Source organism: Deltaproteobacteria bacterium, assembly GCA_026388415.1.
GTDB lineage: Bacteria > Desulfobacterota > Syntrophia > Syntrophales > JACQWR01 > JAPLJV01.
On record JAPLJV010000021.1, the window covers coordinates 1 to 22,074 of the forward strand.

The 22,074-nt window shown below is 48.0% G+C and carries 23 protein-coding genes; 9 read left to right on the top strand and 14 right to left on the bottom strand.

All coding sequences use genetic code 11. The features are described from left to right. Positions 1-245: 245 nt before the first annotated feature. Positions 246-1,109, bottom strand: a complete 864-nt coding sequence (locus NT140_05040; protein ID MCX5831241.1) for an arsenic efflux protein — start codon at positions 1,107-1,109, stop codon at positions 246-248. Positions 1,110-1,381: 272 nt separating this feature from the next. Between NT140_05040 and radC the strand changes: the two genes are divergently transcribed. Next, positions 1,382-2,068 (top strand): DNA repair protein RadC, encoded by a 687-nt coding sequence (gene radC / locus NT140_05045; protein MCX5831242.1) that lies wholly within the window; start codon positions 1,382-1,384, stop codon positions 2,066-2,068. A 122-nt stretch (positions 2,069-2,190) separates the two neighbouring features. On the opposite strand, the gene NT140_05050 is transcribed toward radC, so the two are convergent. The 11 genes from NT140_05050 to NT140_05100 form a co-directional block, all read right to left on the bottom strand. Then, on the bottom strand, positions 2,191-2,472 hold the full coding sequence (locus NT140_05050) for an integration host factor subunit beta (GenBank protein ID MCX5831243.1): 282 nt from the start codon (positions 2,470-2,472) through the stop codon (positions 2,191-2,193). A gap of 141 nt (positions 2,473-2,613) precedes the next feature. After that, on the bottom strand, positions 2,614-3,333 hold the full coding sequence (locus tag NT140_05055; GenBank protein ID MCX5831244.1) for a pseudouridine synthase: 720 nt from the start codon (positions 3,331-3,333) through the stop codon (positions 2,614-2,616). A gap of 8 nt (positions 3,334-3,341) precedes the next feature. Then, positions 3,342-3,860, bottom strand: a complete 519-nt coding sequence (scpB, locus tag NT140_05060) for an SMC-Scp complex subunit ScpB (GenBank protein MCX5831245.1) — start codon at positions 3,858-3,860, stop codon at positions 3,342-3,344. 146 nt (positions 3,861-4,006) lie between these two features. Then, complete coding sequence (locus NT140_05065) at positions 4,007-4,747, bottom strand: segregation/condensation protein A (protein ID MCX5831246.1); 741 nt, start codon at positions 4,745-4,747, stop codon at positions 4,007-4,009. A gap of 2 nt (positions 4,748-4,749) precedes the next feature. Then, entirely contained in the window at positions 4,750-5,736 is a 987-nt protein-coding gene (gene trpS / locus NT140_05070; GenBank protein ID MCX5831247.1) for a tryptophan--tRNA ligase, read from the bottom strand. A 141-nt stretch (positions 5,737-5,877) separates the two neighbouring features. Beyond that, complete coding sequence (locus tag NT140_05075; GenBank protein MCX5831248.1) at positions 5,878-6,150, bottom strand: HU family DNA-binding protein; 273 nt, start codon at positions 6,148-6,150, stop codon at positions 5,878-5,880. Positions 6,151-6,331: 181 nt separating this feature from the next. Next, complete coding sequence (locus NT140_05080; GenBank protein ID MCX5831249.1) at positions 6,332-7,516, bottom strand: MltA domain-containing protein; 1,185 nt, start codon at positions 7,514-7,516, stop codon at positions 6,332-6,334. 10 nt (positions 7,517-7,526) lie between these two features. After that, on the bottom strand, positions 7,527-7,985 hold the full coding sequence (locus NT140_05085; protein MCX5831250.1) for an N-acetyltransferase: 459 nt from the start codon (positions 7,983-7,985) through the stop codon (positions 7,527-7,529). Positions 7,986-8,038: 53 nt separating this feature from the next. Beyond that, positions 8,039-9,757, bottom strand: a complete 1,719-nt coding sequence (recN, locus tag NT140_05090) for a DNA repair protein RecN (protein MCX5831251.1) — start codon at positions 9,755-9,757, stop codon at positions 8,039-8,041. Further along, positions 9,717-10,634 carry an NAD(+)/NADH kinase gene (locus NT140_05095; protein ID MCX5831252.1) on the bottom strand — a complete coding sequence of 306 codons (918 nt, stop codon included), beginning with the start codon at positions 10,632-10,634 and terminating at the stop codon, positions 9,717-9,719. The genes recN and NT140_05095 overlap by 41 nt, the downstream gene beginning before the upstream one ends. 93 nt (positions 10,635-10,727) lie before the next feature. Next, positions 10,728-11,849: a LysM domain-containing protein gene (locus tag NT140_05100; protein ID MCX5831253.1), complete on the bottom strand. Its 1,122-nt coding sequence runs from the start codon at positions 11,847-11,849 to the stop codon at positions 10,728-10,730. 196 nt (positions 11,850-12,045) lie between these two features. Here NT140_05100 and rdgC point away from each other — a divergent pair, with 196 nt between their 5' ends. Genes rdgC through NT140_05115 form a run of 3 tightly spaced genes read left to right on the top strand, consistent with a single transcriptional unit; the run spans position 12,046 to position 15,587 of the window. Beyond that, complete coding sequence (gene rdgC, locus NT140_05105; protein MCX5831254.1) at positions 12,046-13,170, top strand: recombination-associated protein RdgC; 1,125 nt, start codon at positions 12,046-12,048, stop codon at positions 13,168-13,170. A 26-nt stretch (positions 13,171-13,196) separates the two neighbouring features. Next, complete coding sequence (locus tag NT140_05110) at positions 13,197-13,847, top strand: histidinol phosphate phosphatase domain-containing protein (GenBank protein MCX5831255.1); 651 nt, start codon at positions 13,197-13,199, stop codon at positions 13,845-13,847. A 51-nt stretch (positions 13,848-13,898) separates the two neighbouring features. Beyond that, positions 13,899-15,587: a GAF domain-containing protein gene (locus NT140_05115; protein MCX5831256.1), complete on the top strand. Its 1,689-nt coding sequence runs from the start codon at positions 13,899-13,901 to the stop codon at positions 15,585-15,587. Here the strand turns inward: NT140_05115 and NT140_05120 are convergent. Together NT140_05120 and NT140_05125 are read right to left on the bottom strand one after the other, a co-directional pair. Next, positions 15,508-17,013: a M48 family metalloprotease gene (locus NT140_05120; GenBank protein ID MCX5831257.1), complete on the bottom strand. Its 1,506-nt coding sequence runs from the start codon at positions 17,011-17,013 to the stop codon at positions 15,508-15,510. The two genes, NT140_05115 and NT140_05120, sit on opposite strands and share 80 nt — an antisense overlap. Positions 17,014-17,329: 316 nt before the next feature. Beyond that, positions 17,330-17,719 (bottom strand): hypothetical protein, encoded by a 390-nt coding sequence (locus NT140_05125; protein MCX5831258.1) that lies wholly within the window; start codon positions 17,717-17,719, stop codon positions 17,330-17,332. Positions 17,720-18,231: 512 nt separating this feature from the next. On the opposite strand from NT140_05125, the gene NT140_05130 reads away from it, so the two are divergent. The 5 genes from NT140_05130 (at position 18,232) to cmk (ending at position 21,952) form a co-directional block, all read left to right on the top strand. After that, entirely contained in the window at positions 18,232-18,564 is a 333-nt protein-coding gene (locus NT140_05130) for a hypothetical protein (GenBank protein ID MCX5831259.1), read from the top strand. 61 nt (positions 18,565-18,625) lie between these two features. Further along, the gene (locus NT140_05135; GenBank protein ID MCX5831260.1) at positions 18,626-19,114 is read left to right on the top strand and encodes a Mut7-C RNAse domain-containing protein; all 489 of its coding nucleotides are present in this window, start codon (positions 18,626-18,628) and stop codon (positions 19,112-19,114) included. Then, complete coding sequence (locus tag NT140_05140) at positions 19,111-20,232, top strand: hypothetical protein (protein MCX5831261.1); 1,122 nt, start codon at positions 19,111-19,113, stop codon at positions 20,230-20,232. The genes NT140_05135 and NT140_05140 overlap by 4 nt, the downstream gene beginning before the upstream one ends. Positions 20,233-20,474: 242 nt before the next feature. Beyond that, complete coding sequence (locus NT140_05145; protein MCX5831262.1) at positions 20,475-20,729, top strand: hypothetical protein; 255 nt, start codon at positions 20,475-20,477, stop codon at positions 20,727-20,729. A 545-nt stretch (positions 20,730-21,274) separates the two neighbouring features. Next, complete coding sequence (cmk, locus tag NT140_05150; protein MCX5831263.1) at positions 21,275-21,952, top strand: (d)CMP kinase; 678 nt, start codon at positions 21,275-21,277, stop codon at positions 21,950-21,952. The last annotated feature ends 122 nt before the right edge of the window (positions 21,953-22,074 follow it).

The following is a 22,074-nucleotide window of genomic DNA, read 5'->3' on the forward strand; positions in this document are numbered from 1 at the left end:
AGGTGCGCCCATCAATATGGGCTATTTGCGAAAATACGGGTAAATAATAACCAGTCACCCTCTCTGAAGTGAGAACGGCAGAAAAACAGCAAGGGAATCGTGATAACCCTCGTAACAATGCTCATTTTGCAAGAGGCTCTAATGTCTGATAATAAATTTAGCACAATGGGCAAGTCGTGGTCTGGACCTCCGGTCAGAGGTGATTTAGAGCGGGTAAAACAATTAAGTTGATGGTGAGGGCTCGGTTATGAAAAAAACGGTATTTTAAAGAACAGTAAAAGATACGAAGCCGAAACAACGATCGTAAAAATTAAAGAAAGAATAATGATGATTTCCCGCGTGGGAACTTTGTTGGCAATAAGGACCAAAACTGCATCACCTGCGGCAATAGAAAGACCGGAAAATGCCGCGTAAAATGAAATCAAGCCTTGAGTAAAGAGCGTCGCAATCACAACCGAAGTTCCACAGCCCGGTACAAGACCGATAATGCCCGCTAAAAACGGCTGATAAATGCCGGTTGATAAAATAGTCATTGAAATTGCTTCAAAACCATAAAAATCTTTTATGAAGTTGAAGGCCAGAAGAATCACGAAAACGAGCCCGGTAATCTTTGCCCCATGGATTAAAACGTGTTTTGCCATTCCCCGCAGATCGTGAATATGATGATGGATGCTGCAACAATAGTCCACCTGAAAAATTTCCAGCTTGAATGCCGTAACTACGCGCTGGGAAAATAAATCAAACAATATTCCGGTTGCCACAGCCAAACTAAATTTTGCCACATACAAAGGGATAAAATTATAACCAGCGGGAATAAAAACATAAATTGCTTCATCGGAAGTTGCCATCATCGCCGCGATTAATGTGCCTGCCGAAACTAATCCCTTGGCATAAAGAAGAGCAACTGCAGCGGCTACGTTGCAACCAGGCAGAAGGGCGAGCAGGGCCGCCCATAAAGGGATAAGTCTTTTCCGTCTTTCAAAAAAAGATACTAACCTGTCGCCATATTTATGATTTGACCATTCGACAACAAAGAGCAGGGAAATAACAACAAGAGCAATATAAAACACGCGCGTCAGCGTCTCTAAGAAAACATCAAATAAAATCATGCTCCTCCTCTGTCATATTGCGTGACTTTTTGCAACAGTTTAAGGTTCCAATATGACGGCTTGACCTGAATGATCAGTTATGAGAAAGAATAAAAGAAGACTTGCGGCAAAACAAATTAACCCCTACGCTCGAGGCAGGCACAACGAAACATGAAAATACATATCAAATCCCCCTTACTCCCCTTTTGCTAAAGGGGGACTTTACGATTCCCCCCTTTGGTAAAGGCGGGATGGGGGGGATTTTCATATAAACCAGGGAGACCGTATAAGGCATGGAGATCAGGGAACCCGATTACCTTAAGCACCGCGAACGCCTGAAAAGTAAATTTATTGACTCCGGCCTGGACGCCCTGCTCGATTACGAAGCCTTGGAGTTGCTGTTGTCTTTCTCCATCCTGCGCAGGGATGTCAAGCCATTGGCCAAGGATCTGTTGAGGGAATTCGGCTCTATCAAGGGCGTCATGGACGCCGGGTTATCGGCGCTCACCGGGATAAAAGGCATCACCATGCACACGGCTATTTTGATAAAACTGGCCAAAGATATTGGCGCTCTTTATCTCAAAGACAAGGCCGGGGAAAAGATTCAAATAAGCTGTACCGCAGAACTGTTGAACTACTGCAAGATGTCCTTCGGCGGTCTTCAGGATGAGCGGTTTTGCATCATCAGCCTGAACGCCCAGAACCGCGTCATTGAGATGGATATTATTCAGGAGGGTATTGTTAACCAGGCCATTGTTTATCCGCGCAAAGTCCTGGAGTGCTGCCTCAAAAGAAAGGCCTCTTCCATCATCCTGGTCCACAACCACCCGTCGGGCCACGTCCGGCCGTCTGAGGCGGACATCAGATTAACCAAGCTGATTCAAGACACGGCAAAAGTAATGGATATCGCTGTCCATGACCACATTATCATCGGCGACAACGCGACATTCAGTTTTCGGGAAGAGGGAATAATCTTCTGAAGGAAGCATCTCTGTCTGTATGGTATTTATCCGCAATCAGTTGCACGGGCGGCTCGTGAGCGCCACCCGTGTAAATCTGGCCTCCTGTCAGATCGGCAGGATTAACGAGTAAGCGATTAATGCTACTTGCGTTTGTCAACCATTTCTTTGAGTTCTTTGCCCACTTTGAAAAAAGGCAATTTCTTGGGTAGAACCTTGATATTATCGCCCGTCTTCGGATTCCTGCCCGTATAGGCGCCGTATTTTCTCACCACAAAGCTTCCGAAGCCGCGAATTTCAATGCGGCCGCCATTCTTTAGTTCATCTGCAAAGCCTCTAAATATCAGGTTTACAACGTCAATGGCTTTTTTTTCTGTCAGATTTTCTTTTTTACTCAACTCTTCAATAAGTTCTGATTTATTCATACTCTTTCCTCCTGGTTCGCGCCTGTGCTATTTAGAATTTATTAAGGGTATTATGGCAGTTCCTTGTTCAAGTTTTCTGAACTATTATTTATTTTAGTTCGTTAGTCAAGAAATTTTTACAGAAATTTTTACAGATTTTCTTCATTTGGCAAAAGAAAAAAGTTTTTGGGTTTCTGCTTTTGTTAAAAAGCGATGGGCGCCTGTTTTCAAATTACCCAGTTCCAGGTCGCCGATACGGATGCGTACAAGCTCCACAACATCATGGCCAAGAGCTTCAAAAGCCCTTCTGATTATTCTATTTTTACCCGATCGCAAGGTAATTGACAGCCGTGTGCTTTTTTCATTTACCTTTACCACCTGCACGTCCTCAGGCTTGAATTTGCCATCGTCCAATTCGATGCCGGCCTGCAAGGCACGAAATTCAGAATTCGATAGTCTGCCTTTAATTTTTACATGATAAACTTTGGGAATGCGGAAACGGGGATGAATCAGCCGCTGGGCAAGATCGCCGTCATTGGTCAGCAAGAGCAAGCCCTGCGAATCATAATCGAGTCGGCCGGCCGGGAAAACCCTGACCACATCAGTGGGTAAAAGATCGGACACAATCGGCCTCCCTTGCGGGTCACGCAGGGTTGTCACGTAGCCGCTGGGCTTATTAAGCATGACATATACCTTTTCCAGTTCTGCATAAATAAGCATCCCGTCCACACGGATCTCATCTTTTTCAATATCCGCCTTGCTTCCCAACTGTTTAACGACCTGATTGTTTATACTGACCCGCCCGGCGACGATCATTTTTTCCGCGTCGCGGCGCGAGGCCAATCCGGCTTGGGCGATGACCTTCTGCAATCTTTCTTCCACCCTTGTCCTCACTCTTGAAGTTCCTTTAATTCCTGCAATGTAGGCAGATCAGAAAGGTCCTGGAGATTATAAACCTCGAGAAATTTTTTCGTTGTGCCGTAGATCATGGGTTTGCCCGGAACATCTTTCCGACCCATAATCCGGATCAGTTTTTTTTCCAGCAGCTTCTTGATTGCTCCCCCGGCATCAACACCACGGATACTGTCTATATCCGATTTGACTACGGGTTGGCGGTATGCGATTACGGCCAGCGTCTCTAAAGACGTCGGAGTCAGGAGGGATCGCAGGCCCTTTAGCTTCTTGATCCAGGGACCGAGATCGCTCCTCGTTCTGAACTGAAAACCCCCGGCCACCTCTTGCAGGCACAGGCCTCCCCTTCTTTCCTCGAAATCACGCACTATTGCCTGCAGTTGGCATTCTATTTCCTTTTTATCGGCGGCACCGATGACCGCGGCTATTTTGTCCACCGAGATAGGGCTTTCCGAGGCCAAAATCAGCGCCTCCATGATGCTCCGTATTTCATCCACCTGCATACCTCTTCGATACGTTTGAATTTCTCCTAAAACGCGGCAAATCGTCATACCGGCGAAAGCCGGTATCCAGTCTTTTCAATACCTTCTGGACCCCGGCTTTCGCCGGGGTGACAAAAAAGGTAGAAATTCAAAGCTCTCACTCAGTCCTCGGCACTATGTATTTCCTCAACGGCCCTGAAAATTCTGATTACGCCGAACGGTCCCGTCTGATAGGCTTTAATCATTCTTAATTTCATGAGTTCTAAAATTGCCAGCAAAGTATATATGATCATTCTCCTGTCCGCAAGTCTATCAAAGAGGTCTTCAAAAACAAGATTCCCCGCCTGCGTCAGCCTGTCCATTATTTCATTTATCCGGTCGGCCAGGGACAGATGCTCGCCCTCAATCTCCAGATATTCTTCCTTGCCCAGTTGAGCGACCATTTTTTGAAAGGCGGCAACAAGATCGAAGAGATTCAGTTCGATGTCCTGGGTGTCGCCATCATCTGCTGACTGCATTTCCGGGAGGGAATAAGCCCTTTTAAAGACGTCCCTTTCCAGCAGCAGCCGCCCATCCAGGCGCAATGCCGCTTCCTTGTAGGACTTGTATTCAAGCAGTTGCTGGACCAGTTCCACCCGGGGATCCTGTCCATCTTCCGCTTCGTCATCTTCTTCGCGCGGCAGCAGCAGCCGCGATTTTATGTGAATCAGCGTTGAGGCCAGGACCAGGTATTCACCGACCAGGTCAAGATTCAGAGAACGCATGATTTCGAGATAATCAAGATACTGATCCGTGATGAGGGCGATGGGAATATTGTAGATATCTATCTCGTTTTTCTTGATCAGATAGAGCAGGAGGTCGAGCGGTCCTTCGAAAACATCCAGTTTTATCTCATAAGCCATGCTTATACCTTCAGGGCTTCTCGCACCTCGGCCATAGTGTTTGCGGCAATTACCATGGCCTTTGCTTCTCCTGCGGCGAGGATTTCCTGCACTTGCCCGGAATGCGCCCGATAATAATCCTGACGTTCATGAACAGGTTGCAGGCTGGCGGCCAATTTCCCGGCAAGCTTTCCCTTGCAATCGGTACAACCGATCCCGGCCGTTCGGCAGGCTGCGGATATCTGCCGGACATCATCCTCAGGAGAATAGAGTCCGTGATAGGCAAAAACATTGCATAGATCGGGGCGGCCAGGATCACTTTTTCTCTGGCGTTGGGGATCGGTGAACATGGAGGCCACCTTTTGACGGAGCTGCTCGCCCCGGTCGCTCAGAAAAATCGAGTTATCGTACGATTTGCTCATTTTCCTGCCATCTATTCCCATGAGCTTGGGTACAACAGTCAACAAGGTCTCCGGGATAGGAAATACTTCCCCGTAAAAATAATTAAACCGCCGGGCAATCTCCCGCGTGAGTTCTACATGGGGAAGCTGATCCACGCCCACCGGGACTCCGTAGGCCTTGTACATAATAATGTCGGCGGCCATTAGCACCGGATAACCCAAAAAACCAAAAGTCGCCAGGTCCTTTTCCACCAGTTCACTTTTAACTTCTTTATAGGTAGGATTTCTTTCTAACCACACCAGGGGAGTAATCATGGCGAGCAGCAGGAAGAGCTCGGCATGCTCTTTAATATGGGACTGAACGAAGAGCGTGCTTTTATCCGGATCCAGTCCGACACTCAGCCAGTCAATAACCATATCGGTTATATTTTCTCTCATGAGACCGGTATCGGAGTAATCGCTGGTTAAAGCGTGCCAGTCGGCAATAAAATAATGACAGTCATAATCACCCTGATTCTGCAGTCTTACCCAATTATCAAGCGCCCCGTGCAGGTTGCCCAAATGCAGCTTACCCGTCGGGCGCATGCCGCTCGCGATACGTTTTTTCAAAACATCTCCCAGTCAATAATTATAATCCCCCCTTAACCCCCCTTTGCTAAAGGGGGGATGGGGAGTATTATATGAATGCAAGAAGGCCTCCGCTCTCAGAGACAAACGGAGGCCTTAATAAATCGTAATACTTGCGTTTTATTATTTCGCTTTTTCGGAAAGCGCCTTGCCTGCCTTAAATTTTACCACTTTTTTGGCCGGAATCTTGATTGCTTTACCAGTCTGCGGGTTCCTTCCCTCTCTGGCCTTTCTCTTCACTACGGAAAAAGTACCAAAACCTACCAAACCGATCTTACCGTTTTTCTTTAGTTCCTTGGCAATGGTGGCCACGTAGGTCTCCAGAGCCAATGCCGCTGCTGCCTTGGTAATACCTGCGCCCCCTGCCATTACTGTAACTAACTCTGCTTTCGTCATTCTCTCACGTCCCCCTTTCAAGTTGTTATTATTCAAACCACCCAGTTGCCGCACGGCAACCATAGAACCATCAAAAGCTTCAAAAATCTAAACTTCAAGGGCATTTGCAGACCGATATAGCAATACCGCTAACATAAAGAAATTGAACAATCAAGAAATTTTTGTTGATTGTTGGCCGGAATTACTTCTTTTTTAACAGAAAAATCAATTCCCCCCCCTCTTTCAATCTGCCCGCCATGCCTTCTGCCTCAGCACCGCCGCCACAAAAAATGTCTATGCGGCCCGCGCCGATGATGGCGGCGCCGGTATCCTGATTTAAGACAAACCTGGAAAATGTAATCCATTTAGCTACTTCCCCTTTATCAATTAACGGCTTGCGCGTCCTTATAAAGGCTAAAGCCCCTTTAGGAAATACTCCCGGGTCCGAGGCGATGGTCCTGCCACCCGTCACAGGAATGCCCAAAGAGCCAATCGGCCCCTTGTCCAACAGGCGGAAAAAAACATACCGCTCATTGTAGTTGAAAATCCGTTCCATCTCGTCCGGATGTTCCCGCAGGTACTTTTTGATCGCCGGCAGGGAAGTATCGTTTTTTGATAACATACACTTATCCACCATATAATTGGATATACTGCGATAAGGGTAACCGTTGGACTGTGCATAGCCGATCTGGATCAAACTGCCATCGGGCAGGCGCACTTTTCCCGATCCCTGAATCTGTAAAAAAAACAGGGCGACAAAGTCATCCACCCAGACAATCTCCAGATTCCTTCCAGCCAAAGACTTGTCGCTGTCTATATCCGCACGCTTATAATGCGGCAAGACCTCTCCCTTGACCATTCTCCCCACAGACTTGCCTGCATTAAGCGCGACCGTCTCATCCGGAGCGCGGTAAAGCGGATATCGGTACTGCGTCGTTTTCGAAAGGGACCCGTTCAGGATCGGTTCATAATAACCCGTAAAGATGACCCGCCCATTATTATCATCTCCCCGGGACCTGTAGAAATCGAAAGTATCCCTGATTTTTTTCTGTTTTGCCTGATCCGCTTCGGCCCCGCTGACAATATCCCGGAAGACTTTCAGTGTTTCCTCCATTTCCGCTATAGTACTTTGGCGGGCGCCCACATAATAAACGTCCGCATCATTAAACCGGCTGAAATACTGGAGACTACGATCAATGGCCAGGGACAGGGAAGCGACGTCCAGGTCATCCGTCAGGGAGTCAATGCTGCTGCTCGGTACAAGCTCAAGAAAAGAAGCGGGTTGGGAAATAATCCTGCCTGAAATCTGCTGCACCGCTTTCCCTCCGCATCCCGACACCAGAAAGATCAAAAGGAAGGACAGGCCAACAGCTTTTACTTTAAGCATCTAATTTCCTTCATAACTCTATGATCATTGCCACTTCGTCACAGTAATCGGGATATTTTGAACAGCGAAAGCAATCCGACCATATTTTTTCCGAGAGGGAGGAGCGGTCCACCACCTTAAAACCAAGGTGAGAAAAAAACTCTTTTTGGTAGGTTAAGGTAAATATCCGGTACAGTTCGAGGGTAATGGCTTCCGAGACGCAGGCCTCCACGAGATTTCTGGCAATCCCCTTCCCCCTGTACGGCTCATCAACATAGAGGGAACGGATTTCGGCCAGGTTTTCCCATATGATATTCATGGCGCAAATGCCCTGAATATGACGGCTTTCTTCGTCGCAGTAAACAAAAAAATCCCGCAGACTGCCGTAGATGTCCATGAGGGAGCGGTGCAACATCTCCTCCCGGCCGGCCGACACGTTGATCATCCGATGAATTGTTTTTACATCACCGATGCAGGCTTTTCTTAACATTGCAAATCTCCCTCACCTTGGCTCGAGACGCTTTTTGTCATCCCCGAGTGCTTCTATCGGGGATCTGGTTTTGACGCATTCAGCATTTCCCGTGCGTGTTCCCTCGCTTTATCCGTTAGTTCGACACCGGCCAGCATTCGGGCTATTTCCTCAAGGCGCTCCTCTTCCGTCAGGGAACGAATGATCGTCATCGTGCGCCCGGCCGTTTCCTGCTTGGCAACGAGAAAGTGGCGGTTCGCAAAGCAGGCAATCTGAGGCAAATGGGTAATACAGATGACCTGGTAATGTCCGGACACGTCTCTGAGCTTTTCTCCGACGATCTCGGCGACCGCTCCGCCGATGCCGCTATCCACTTCATCAAATATAATTGTCCCTACCGAACCGCTGCCGGCCAAAACCTTCTTCATGGCCAACACTATCCGCGAGAGTTCGCCGCCGGAGGCGATCCGCGCCAGGGGTTTCAATTCTTCGCCCCGATTCGTGGAAAGGTAAAACTCGACGTCATCCATGCCCTTTGCGTTCAGAAACTGTTCTCCACCTGCCGGTAACTTTTGCAGTAACACCTCAAAGGCAGCCTTATCCATTTTCAAGGTATGAATTTCGGCCTCGATGGCCGACTGGAGCCGCGCTGCCGTCTGCCGTCTTTGCCCGGAAAGAAGGTGTGCCTGGTCTTGCAGCCTGGATTTAATCTCAAGCAACGATTTCTTTTTTTGTTCGACCTCCTCATGAAGCGCGGATTTATCCCCCAGTGATTTTTCCAAATCCGCTTTACTTTTTAAAACAGCCGCAAGCGTTCCTCCATATTTACGTTTCAACAGGCTTAAAAGCTCCAGGCGCTCCTCAATTGCCTCCAGACGGCGCGGATCAATAGATAGATTTTTTCCGTAATCGCGCAGGCCTAACGCTATATCCTCCAATTGATAATATATACCGTCCAGGTCCTGTTCCGCTATCCTCATTCCCGCATCAATCTTTTTTATCTCCCTGATATTATTAAAGACAAAGCGGAGTCCTTCCAGCACGGAGCCCTGGCTGCCGTAAAGCTTATCATGGGCCGTATCGGCATAGGCGATTAATTTCTGCGTGTGGGTAATAACTCTCTTTTCGTCCTGCAATAATTCATCTTCCCCCGGACTGACAGCAGCATCCACGATATCCCTAAGCTGAAACCGGTGCAGTTCTTCCAATGCCTTGTTACCGGCTTGCTGAGATTCAAGCTCCGCCAGGCTGGACTTCAAGGACAAGTAGTCGCCATAGAATCCTTCATACTCCTGCCGGACGGCCCGCAGACCACCGAAGTCATCCAGAATATCAATATGGTTTTCCTTATTGAGAAGCACCTGATGTTCGCGCTGACCACAAATATTTACCAATAACTCGCATACGGAAGACAGCATTCCCAGGTTGCCGATACTGCCGTTGATAAAAACCTTGTTTTTCCCGGAGCGCGAGATTGTCCTTTTGATGATTAATTGATCGCCGCCATCAAGACCAAGTTCTTGCAGCTTTTCCTGGAGGGGTTCCATCCCGGCAATATGAAAACAGGCCTCCACCAGCGCCGTCTCTTCGGTAGACCGGATCATGTCTGTTGACGCCCGATCTCCCAGCAACAGACTTATCGCGCCGATAATAATTGACTTACCGGCACCGGTTTCTCCGGATATTAAATTCAGACCGTCGCCGAAGGAAACTTGCAGCTCGTCAATGATCGCGAAGTTTCTGATCAACAAGTCAGTCAACATAAGGAGTCCGCTCAGGCAGGGGCGACGCATGCGTCGCTCCTGCGTTTACGAGGCCAACCCAGCCGAGCTTGGTGCGTAAAATCTCCAGATAGTCGCGGTGGGGAGAAGAAACAAGGGTAGTTACGTGCTGTGATTTTTTTATTTTCAAGGTGTCGCCGGATTTTAATGATAAGGAAACCTGTCCGTCCAGGGTTAACATCGCCCCCTGCTCTTTGGTGCGCAGAATTACCTGCACGCAAACATCGGCCGGCAGGATGATCGGACGGTTGGTCAGGGTGTGGGGGCAGATCGGATTAATGATGATGACGTTCTGCTGGGGAAAAACAATCGGCCCGCCGGCCGAAAGGGAATAAGCCGTTGATCCCGTGGGTGTGGCAACGATAAGCCCGTCAGCCTTGTAAGTTATGAGATAACGACCGTCTACATACGTCTCCAGGGAGATTATCCGGGAGAGATGGGCTCGATTCAAAACAACATCGTTGAGGACCGTGTAGATCTTTTCATCCCCCTCCTGATCGTTTAACGCGGCGTCGAGCATCATTCTTTGATCAGCCTCGAAATCTCCTCTAAGAATGATTTCCAGGGCTTCATACATCTCATTGAGGTTAACCTCGGTAAGGTATCCAAACCCGCCCAGGTTAATACCGACGATAGGCGTAGCGTATCCCAGTGTGAAACGTGCCGTGCGCAGGATCGTGCCGTCACCGCCAAAGACTATGAGCAGATCAACGTTGGCGGCCAGCGTCTTGCGTTCCAAGCCCTGTTCATCGCAGAGCCTTGCGGCAATCCCCTTTTCCAGTAATACCTCAATACCCCGCTTTCTGAGCCAATCGCGCAGTGCCAGGGTATAATCCGGTGCTTTCTCCTTTTTGACATTCGCCACAATGCCGATTTTTTTTATCTCCATGATCGCACCACAAGGAAATCCTCACTTACGAATCCCGTTTATCGAGGTTCGATTTTACCAAGTAATAATTGTTCTGATCGTTTGGTTCCTTGATCAGCGAAGCGGGCGGATTTGAGCCGGATCCAGGATATTGATCCGCACCTTATCCTCCAGAATCTCGCAGACATTGATGCCTTTTTTCAGCGCGCAATTTACTATTGGAGCACTGGGCCGCATTTTTGATTTGTCGGCGGTAAAAATCAGGCCCAACTGATAAAACGCACTCCCGGAAAGGGACTTCTTAGTGATTAACCAGTCCAGGGATAGCTTACCTTGAGGGGTATTGTCGAAAGATAACGGCTTCTCCACCTTCACCATCTGCAAGGATGAGGATAAAAGAATTATTTTCTGCAATACAGAAGCGATACTCTGACCGCTGACGATCTTCACCACGTGATAATTCTTCCCGTTCGACTGGATAATGTCGGCCAGAACATCGGGCATACGTCCTGCGTGATCCAGCATGATGGTCGTCCCGTCTTCCAGTTCTACGACCGGGACTATTGCGCGGTCAACGATGATCTGACCGGATTCGGGCAGGGGAATATAATGGTTGCCACTGGTAATTACCTTGCCATATAACTGCTCAATTACCTTACGGAGAACGTGCAGATATTTCTCAGTAGCGGGGGGGGGCATGGCCGGGGCGGAAGGAGAAAGCTTGCTACGCGGAATTTTTATAACCTGACCGGGATAAATCTTGTTGAAGTCAGTAACTTCCGGATTCAACTGTTTAATCAACCTTAATACTTTTACCGCCTCGGATGGCGACGTATTCAGCTCAGAGATGATGATGCTGGTTATGGAATCACCCTCTTTGGCCGTGTAATTACCGACCTCCGATAGACCGCTTTTTTCTCCCGGAAGCGTCAGGATGAGCTTCTGCCCGGGATAAATTCGGTTTAAATCAGTGATATGGGGGTTTAACCGCCTGATCATCTTGTAATTCGGGGTTGTCCAGCCCAGTTTCTGGACGATACGGGAAATCGAGTCCCCGCTTCTGATAACGTAGGCTTGTTTATTGTCATTACCGGGAGCCGCTTTTTGAAAGCTAAGATGAGCGGTACCCTCGGCCGCCATAAGTGAGACTGACGGCAAGAGAAGCAACAACGGCATGACCCAGAAAAACCGGAAAAACTTGTGGCAGCACAGCAAGTAACAATTTTCTTTTATCATGATGGTCATCCTTTCTTTGTTTTGATCAGGCATTGCTTTTTGACGGGAAAACTATAAGCAGAACGGACTTGTATGTCAAGAAAATATGTCAAGAAGATTTTTTCACAGCATATTGTGTCAGACTCTTGTTGACAGCCCCCTATTCTCTTGACAGCCTCGCCAAACTGCGTTAGCTTCGCCTCAAAGGAGAATATCAATGGGACTACTGAAGGGAACCTGGAGCTTCTCACGCTACCATATAATCGGCAAGATGCCTGAACAATTCAATGATTTCATTGACGAGCGCCTTAAACAGTATGCCTTCTCCAGCATGGCAGGAGAGGCCCTGGAAAAAAATATGGGCTGGACGAGCTTGGAAAACGTGCTGGATACCGATTTCACCTATGCAAAATATAAGTGCGGTGAACACCTCATATTTTCCCTACGTTCCGACCGCCGCCCCGTTCCTCCCTCCCTCCTGAAACTTAAAGTGATGGAGGCCGAAAAGAAAAAGCTTGCCGGGAGCGACAAGAAAAGGCTCTACCGCCATGAACGTGAAGAAATTAAGGAAAGGGTGCAACTGGAACTGCAAACCAAGGCCCTTAACGTTCCCTCTTTTTATGAGCTTTGCTGGTCACCGGAGAAAAAAAGCATAATATTTGGTTCCCTGGCGCCTAAGGTTATTGAAGAATTTGGAACATACTTCAAGGAATCCTTCCAGCTTACCTTGCTGCCCTTTTTGCCCTGGGAATCCTATCCCGCCGGGGGGAAGCAAGAAAAGATCGCGGACGCGGCAAGCAATGAAATCGTCAATCAACAACACCCGGATGCCAACGCCGCAACGAATCCTGTTTTCTGGGGCAGAGAATTTCTTACCTGGTTATGGTTCAAAAGCGAAGAACGGAACGGCATTATTGCTATCCCTGACAAGTATGAGATTGAACTCATATTTCTGCAAAGACTGGTTCTGACCTCGGGCGATGGGGAATATTCGGAAACCGTCGTCTGTCAGGGATTACACTCCGACATGAAGGAAGCCAGGGAAGCACTCCGTCAGGGGAAAAAAATTACCGAAGCCCGACTGAGGCTGACCAATGACGCTACCAAATGGGAGTTTACTTTCAAGGCCGATTATTTCCAGTACCAGTCTTTAAAATTGCCGACGACTACGGACAGCGAAGACGAGCCGGATCGGGAAGGGCAAAATATGGAGAGGATTTACCTTGTTGAAACAGCCATAGAAACGATGGACCGGCTTTTTGCCGCCTTCTTCCGCCTGCGTCATTCCCCCCAATGGGAGAAGGAGGAACTTCCGCGCATGGGAAAATGGCTGAACAAATAATGACTTTAACACGATAGGAGTCGCCAGTGTTTGATTTGCACACCCATTCTATTTTCAGCGATGGAGAACTGATCCCTTCGGAGCTGATCCGGCGCGCCAAAGTCGCCGGTTACAGAGCCATTGCCATTACGGATCATGGCGATCAGTCCAATGTGGATTTTGTTATCCCCCGCATCGTAAAAGTCTGCCGTAAATTGTCGGAGGCCTACGACATCAAGGTCATTCCGGGCATTGAATTGACGCACGTCCCGCCCATATATATCGCCGAACTGGCTAAAGAAGTTCGCGGTTTGGGCGCCCGGATCGTTTTAGTGCATGGTGAGACAATTGCCGAGCCGGTAGCGCCGGGGACAAATCTGGCCGCACTGCAATCAGACATTGATATTCTGGCCCATCCCGGCCTGATAACCGAAGCAGAAGCCTCGCTGGCAGGCGAGAAGGGCATATATTTAGAAATCACCACCCGCCGCGGACATAGTTTGACTAACGGACATGTATTAAAAACAGCCCGCCAATGCGGGGCCAAGCTTGTTTTAAATACGGACACCCATTCCCCTGATGATATTGTCTCACGAAGCCAGGCACAAAATATAGCTCGCGGCGCCGGTATGACTGAGGATGAAGTTGCCGCAATGTTCAAAAACTCTGACTGCCTGGCTGAAAAGGTTTGGGCATGAATTAACATCTCTTTTAACGGAAAAACCATGAAAGCTAAGGGGGAAAACGAAATGACAGAATATACCGAAGACACCCAGATCAATCGTCTCCTGAGTACCTTGGTGCGTGAAGTGAAGGGATATACAGAACATCAACTGGAATTAATCCGTAAACTTACCCAGATAGGGGTCGCCCTGTCGGCGGAAAAAAATATTGACCGTCTTCTGGAATTAATTGTGGACGAGGCGCGTAATTTTACCCAGGCCGATGGGGGTACTCTTTACATCATGTCGGACGACGAAACGGCGCTGCAATTTGCTATCGTACAAAACACCAAACTAAACATTCGCATGGGTGGGACCGGCAGTAAAATTACCTGGCCGCCCGTAATGCTGAAAAATGCCGATGGAAGCCCCAACTTTACCAATGTTTCCGCCTACGCCGCCATTTCAGGTAAAGTAGTCAACATTACTGATGTTTATGATGCGCATGGCTTCGATTTTCGAGGCACCCGCAAATTCGATGCCGATACCGGCTACCGATCCCAATCCATGCTGGTGGTCCCACTGAAAAATCACGAAAATGATATTATCGGCGTCTTGCAGTTGCTAAATGCCCAGGAGAGCGTCGAGAATACTGTCGTTAATTTCTCTCATGAATGCCAACAGATGACCGAATCATTAGCCTCTCAGGCTGCGGTAGCCCTTTCCAACAACCTCCTGATCCGTAATCTGGAAAATCTTTTGAACTCATTTATCAAGTCCATAGCCACGGCTGTTGACGAAAAATCACCTTATACCGGTGGCCATGTTAAGCGTGTCGCGGAGCTAACTGTTACTATTGCGAAAATAATAAATGATATTACTGCCGGCCCTTATGCCAGTACGCATTTTGATGACAAGCTTCTGGAAGAACTGCGAATGGCCGCCTGGCTGCACGACATAGGCAAGATCACGACGCCGGAATACGTCGTTGATAAAGCCACGAAGCTGGAAACCATTTACGACCGGATAGAAACGTTAAAGGTGCGCTTTGAGGTACTCAAGCGGGATCGTCAACTAGAAACTTGTCGAGGGGGGATCAGCGATGATGCATCTGGAATGTCCGGGAAGAAAGCATCCGAAACCTCGCGCCCGGAGATACAAGATAGTGAACAGGCAGATGAACGCTTGAAGAGTTTGGCCGCTGATTTTAATTTCCTGGTTACTGCAAACACTGGCGATGAATTTATGGCCAATGAAATGATCGCCAGGGTAAAAGATATCGGGCTGCGGACATGGATTTGTGATGGCCAGGAAATTGCCCTCCTGACGGATAATGAGATATATAACTTGACTATCGGCCGAGGCACCTTGACCAACGAAGAGCGGGAGATCATCAACAAACATGCCATCGTAACCCATAAGATGCTTTCTCAATTACCCTTTCCCAAACACCTGAGAAATGTCCCCCGCTATGCCGCCACCCATCATGAAAAGCTTAACGGCACCGGCTATCCTTTTGGGTTGAAAGACGCAGAGATTTCCCTGCAATCACGCATCCTGGCCATCGCCGATATATTTGAAGCGCTGACGGCCTGCGACCGTCCCTACAGGAAGGCCAAGACGCTGTCGGAAGCACTGAAAATTATGTCCTTCATGGTAAAAGACGGGCATATAGACAAAGATCTTTTCGACCTTTTTACCAAGGAAAAGATTTATCTTGATTACGCCAAGAAGGAGTTGTTACCCCAACAGATAGATAATGTAGATATTTCTTAACTCCCCGGGGGCTTCTACCTGGTTCCGGCGGCTTTAATTCATTCTGGATATCCGGGGGGGCCTGCGGCTTCATCTGGTTCGCAATGTCTTTCGCCTGGGGACTATTAGGAGGGAAATACTTGAGGGCCTCCTTGAAGTGGAACAAGGCGCTCGTCAACTTGGCTTTTTTCTTAAAATAAATTCCGAAGTTATAATGGGACTCGCCGGCATTGTTCGTCTTGCCATAGGCAAAAGCCAGGCTGTAAAAGACCTCTACATCGGTTGGATTTTTCGCTGCCAATCGTCTGTAAATTGGAATTGCCGCCAGATAATTGCCGTCTGCCTCGTACGACTTACCAAGGTAAGACAGGGCAATGGCATCATTACCGTCAAGTTCCACCGCCTTCCTGAGGTATTGCGTGGCTTCACCGGGATTACCGCTCTTAAGATAGACAATGCCGAAATCCCGTAAAATATCACTATCGTCAGGCGCCAACTTTATGGCCTTCTGGAAGCTCTCCAGGGATGCTGCGGTAAGACCCAGCTTGTCTTGCGATACCGCCAAGCCATAAAGGGAATCCAGGTCATCATTATTCTTGGCTAACGCCGACTGAAAGAATTTTAAATTCTCATTAAAATCTTTTTTCTCAAACAGCAAAACCGTCTGGATGCGTTTAAACTGGCCGGACAAGCTTTTTGAACTACCGCCGGCGTATCGGCTCTGCAACAAAGCATCGAGATACCTGATCCTCTCATCTGTCCCCGGATGGGTTAAGAAATATGAAGGCACGTTGCTGGAATAAAACTCGTATTGTCTCATGATTTTCAAGAAATCAAGCATGGCGTTGCCGTCGTAGCCGGCTTTAATCAAATAGGACAAACCCAGGCGATCGGCATCTTCTTCATGCTCCCGGCTGTATTTTAAATTCAAACTCGTGGCCGTAGCCAGAGAAAAACTGGCCACGGCAGCAGTCATATCGCCACCACCACCCAGAAAAGCTCCGGCCAGGATGGCTGCCAGTGTGGCAATGTTGATTTTAGCAGATTTAGCAACAATATCAGCAATATGCCTGGCACTGACGTGGGCTATTTCATGGGCCAGCACGCCAGCCAGCTCGCTTTCATTTTCCGCCAAGGTGATTAGACCCATGTTAACATAGACGTACCCACCCGGGGTAGCAAAGGCATTGATAGTAGGACTGTTGATGACGGAAAAACGATATTCGAAGAGAGAATAGGGAATCTTGGCGACAATTTGCCCGCCTAATTTGGTAATATATTCATCAACTCGCAAATTGTGATAGATGATATTGCTCTTTTCCATTTTATCATAAAATTCACTCCCCAGTTTCTTTTCTTCCTCGATTGTCAAGGACCCATAAGCGAGGCCGCAGGAAAAGATGATGAAACAAATATTAACAAACAGAAAACTTTTGGTTCGCCCCATATACTTATCCAAACTGATACCTCAACAGGAAAAATATGCAACTCTCCTTCTCAGTCTATAATTCTACCCATTTCCGGGTAGTTAAGCAAGATGTCTTTCTCCCCCCTGATAAAAACATTAGTTGGACTATTTTGGGGTTGCGTATAATCGCCCGTAATGAGCAGTTTTGGAAGGGTGATTTTTCGGATGAGCGGGGGCCGAGCAGTCCTTTCGATCATATTCTGGTGGCGGCTTGCGTCGGAATACTCAGATAATCTTTAATAGGTAATATACCCCAGGCATGTGGCTACTGCCTGAGGTACTATTGTAGAAATACTCAGGCGGTAGTTTCCACACTGGGCACATCAGGCGCCGGAGGCATTGCGACAGAGATCTGCGCCATATAACGCTCTATGTTGCTCTGAATTCTCTCTTGGGCAACAGACAGGCCTTTGCTATCAGGGTGCTCAGCGCTTCGTTCAGTTAGTTTTTCAAACGCCTGCGTCAACCCTGCCGGAGCCGTCAGCGGTCTTCCACGCTCCGCTCCATCAATCTTGTGGGTCTCGATAGGAAAATCTTGCCGGCTGCTATTGCCTTCCTTACTGTCACTGTCAAAAACGCTGGACGGAACATTCATGAACTGGTTACTCGCTCTTGCCCGCGCACCAGAAGCCTTCGCGTGGCTTGGCAGGGTATTTCCGATCTGATCAATAGTAGAAACTTGCATGGCAAACTCCTTTCCGGTATTTAATATTATATTTAACAGCAAGTTGCATGCCACACGCTCAAGGCGCAACACAGGGGGCAATGAAACCAGGCAATGTAAAACAAACCGTGCCGGCGTCATAAGCTTGAAAATCTAATGCGGCTCAGTAGGGGATATAAACCGATCATTTCAACCGCAAATCCTCAAAATATGTCATCCACCCTGCTTGCTGCTTTGTGTTAGGCGCGCGGCTTCACTGATATTTGATTACGATCGGCCCTATTGATAACCAATCGAAATGTGAAGCTATTGACCGTCGGCGCAAATTCGGGATGAAAGATACATCATCCGCTATTCAACCACCACTTTTACAGTGCCGCGCTTCTCTGGCCATCCCGTCTATTGCTTGATATCCTCTTAAACAGCACCTCCAAAACAACATTTTACGGAACTATTTCATTGACATACGGTTCCGCTTTACTTATACTTCTCCTCTGAAATAGCAATATCTTATCAAAATAATGGAGGACGAAATGAAATTTCATGGCAAGTCTTTCCCCTTAGCGTCCTGGGCGTTATTTTTTCTTTTTATTTCATCGTTAACACTTACGGGTTGTGGGAATAATTCCACGGCTTACGACCCTCAAGCCGAATACGCGAAAGCGTGTGCAGACGCCGCAATTGTGACGCCAGAAAAAATATCCAGAAACCTGACAGCAATCACACCTGACAACAATGACCTCATCTGGGAAAACAACGTCGTGGGACTGAGTGAATTTGTCGTACATGGCAAAAAATCCGATGGGAGCAAAATATCGGTGGGAATTAAAGCTGTGACACAGACGACGGCATATTTCACCAGTTGAAATGACAATGTAGTGGTGTAGTTTTAGTCCCAGTCAGGTTTGTTCCCGTGATTAGAAAGCCATGAGATACACAGAGCTTAAATTTATTATTGACCATAATGTGGGCAAAATGGCGAAGTGGCTGCGCATGGCAGGCTTTGATGCCCAACTATTTACGGGTGCTGACGATGCCGCGATAATTGCCGCTGCCTTGGCCGAAAATCGCATCCTGCTGACCCGCGACCGACGGATTATGAAACGTCGTGATATCGTCGGTGGCCGTATTAAAGCTATCCTCATTGAGAGTGACCGTTTCAAGGCACAGGTGCAGCAGGTCATCAGCACCCTGAGATTGGATAAAAGCCGCTTCCGCCCTTTTACCATTTGCCTCGAATGCAACCAGAGGTTAGAGGAACGATTTAAAGAAGCGATCAAGGGCCGTGTGCCGCCCTATGTGTACCAAACCCAAGAGTATTTTGCCGAATGCCCGGCCTGCCGCCGCCTCTACTGGCAAGGCACCCATTGGCAAGCCATGAGTCGGGAAATAGAAGGGATAAGGAACCAGCTATGACTATTGCCATACTATACCGCGATGAGTTGCGGGAATATGATTTTGGACCTGGCCATCCCTTTCGCGGTGACCGATATGAAATATTCCCCAACTTTCTCAAGGAAAGAGTCCCGGAAGAAGACAATTACCGAATAATAAAGGCAATACCTGCAACCGACAGTGATCTTCTCCTAATCTGTAGCAAAAACTACATAGATTTTACCCGTGAGTTCTACAAGGCTGCCCATGCAGGAACGACATTTCACGGTGATTTTGGCCGCTACCAGAGCATGGACAATATGCCGTTTGATACTCCCGGAAAATTGGAAGAGGCGGCCAGGCTCATCATCGGCCAAGCCAAACTCGGATGCGATCTTATTCAGCAAGGCGCTTATCAGAAAGCGGTTTCTATTGGAGGTGGCGTACATCACGCAACAGCCTCTTATGGTGAGGGGTTTTGTCTTTATAATGATGTTGCCTATGCAGCGCGTTACCTGATAAGCGCCTACAAGCTCGAGCGCGTACTGATCATAGATACGGATGCCCATGCCGGCAACGGCACTTGCGATTATTTCTACGATGACCCCAGAGTGCTTTTCATAGACCTGCACCAGGACCCTCGTACACTCTACCCGGGTACCGGCTTCGCCGAAGATATCGGTACCGGTAACGGGAAGGGATATACCGTCAACGTTCCCCTACCGCCAGATGCGGGATACGATTCCTATTGCCACATTTTCGATGAAATCGTCGAGCCACTGGTACGGGCATTTAAACCCCAGTTCATTATCCGTAATGGCGGTTCCGATCCACACCGCGATGATAGTCTGACCAACCTTGACCTTCCCATACGCGGTTTCCGGATGATCGGCGAGAAGGTCAGGTGCCTGGCGGACGAAATGTGTCAGGGCAGGGAATTAGACCTGATTGCCTCCGGCTATAACGAACACATCCTTCCTTACTGCTGGCTTGCATTGATATCAGGCCTTGCAGGCTGGAATATTGATGTTGAAGATATTGGAACCGCGTCACAAGCATCCGGCAAAGATCCCGCTTTTGATCGGATCAAACTGGTTGCAGCTCAAATTAAGAACATCCTGAAACCTTACTGGAAATGTTTCCAAACAACAAATCTCTGATCGTCGTTACAACAAGAGGGTTCGTTGATTCATTCACTCGGGATGAAAGGTGGAAATGCTTGACAGCGGATTTCCAGTTCTGTAGAGTGCAGGTGCGCTTCCTGCAGTAAAACGTCGCCCTTGAAGAAAATGCTGGATTTCGAATGGAAATGAGTGATTTGGAAAGGGCTTTACTGCATCTTAAAAGGTCTGAAATACTTGGGTGAACTTTTATCAAGCATTTAAAAAAAAGGAGGTTAGTCATGCAATCCAGTGCGAAGAATACCGTAAAAAAAATCACAGAAAGCATGGTGTCCATTAAAACCGTTGACGGTTCTCTGCTGCGAGGAAAGATCAATCTGGGGGATGAAAATAGGGTGTCCGATATCTTTACCAAATCGCTCAATACTTTCATCGTTCTGTCTGACGTATTTAGCCAGAGCGGGGAAAGCAAGGTCATGATCGTCAACAAGAACCATATCGTCTGGATCGAACCGGAAGAAAATGCCGCCGCCTGACCCTGTGTGAAGGCTCCTGCACTGTTTTTCCCGTTACGTACAAACAACGTCCGAAGGTTAATAGGTGTTTCATCAAGACCTATATATCTGGAAAGGCTGAGGAAGGTCTTTATCCAGGAGGCGGTTCCGCGGAACAAATACATGCCCGGAGCCTTCATCGCCATGCGAACGTTCGGCGATTTCCTGGAATTCATCCCCATTGGCACATCCCCGTGACGGAACGATGTTTCGATGGCAGAGCAAAATCCATTAGTTGAAGTGGTAATCATCTCGTCAATTCTGAACTCAAAGGTGCTGACTCGTGGAGACATTTTCGGGTACATCTATATTCTTCTGAAGGACTTCTCGATTATTACCAAAAGAAAGCTGCTATACAAGCGCATCAGTCGCCGATCACGACTTCGATAAAATAACCATTTTGCCATATTAATACAAGTAGTTAATGCTGCGGTTTACTGTTGTGGACCTCCGGCAGTTGTGATAGCATGCTCGCCAGATGAGTAACTTATATTTACTGTTATCAATGCGATAACTGCGGAGGCCACATGATGGAGAAAAAGCTGGTAGTCACGATAGACGGCCCTGGTGGGGCAGGGAAAAGCACGGTGAGTAAAGCCTTAGCGGCAAAACTTGGCTATCTATACCTGGACACCGGCGCCTATTACCGAGCTTACGCCTATCAGGCAAAACAAAATGGCATATTACCCGAAAATGATGAACAATTAGCCCAGATAGGCCGAAGCATAAAAATCCACACCGAGAACAGGGGGGGCATTTTTCTTGTCTTTGTGGATGGCGAGGATGTAACGGAAAAAATCCGGACGGAGGAAATCAGCATCCTTGCTTCCACCATATCGGCGCGCCCCTGTGTCAGGCAAGCCCTGCTTGAAATTCAAAGAAAAGTGGGATCCCCAGGAGGAATCGTTGCCGAAGGCCGAGACATGGGAACAGTCGTCTTTCCCGAGGCTGATTTTAAGTTTTACTTAGATGCAACGACTTCGGAACGTGCCCAACGGCGCTATCAGGAGCTTTTTGCCAGGAACGCTGACGCTGATGGGAACTACGAAAAAGTGGCAAGCGCTCTCCTGCTCAGAGACAGGCAGGACAGAGAACGCGAGACAGCGCCGCTTAAACCCGCTGCTGATGCCTATATTATTGATTCCACCAATATGACGGTCCAGGATGTCGTGGATAAAATGGCCGGGTTAATTTTAGTAAGTTAGACATTATTTCCTGCATATTTCTGGCAGAAAATAATGTCGTAAACTTACTTATCCCGTTTATCGGGGTTATGTCATAGACTGACAAAATAATCATTCCCCTGTGTCAATTCCGAGCTTTTATT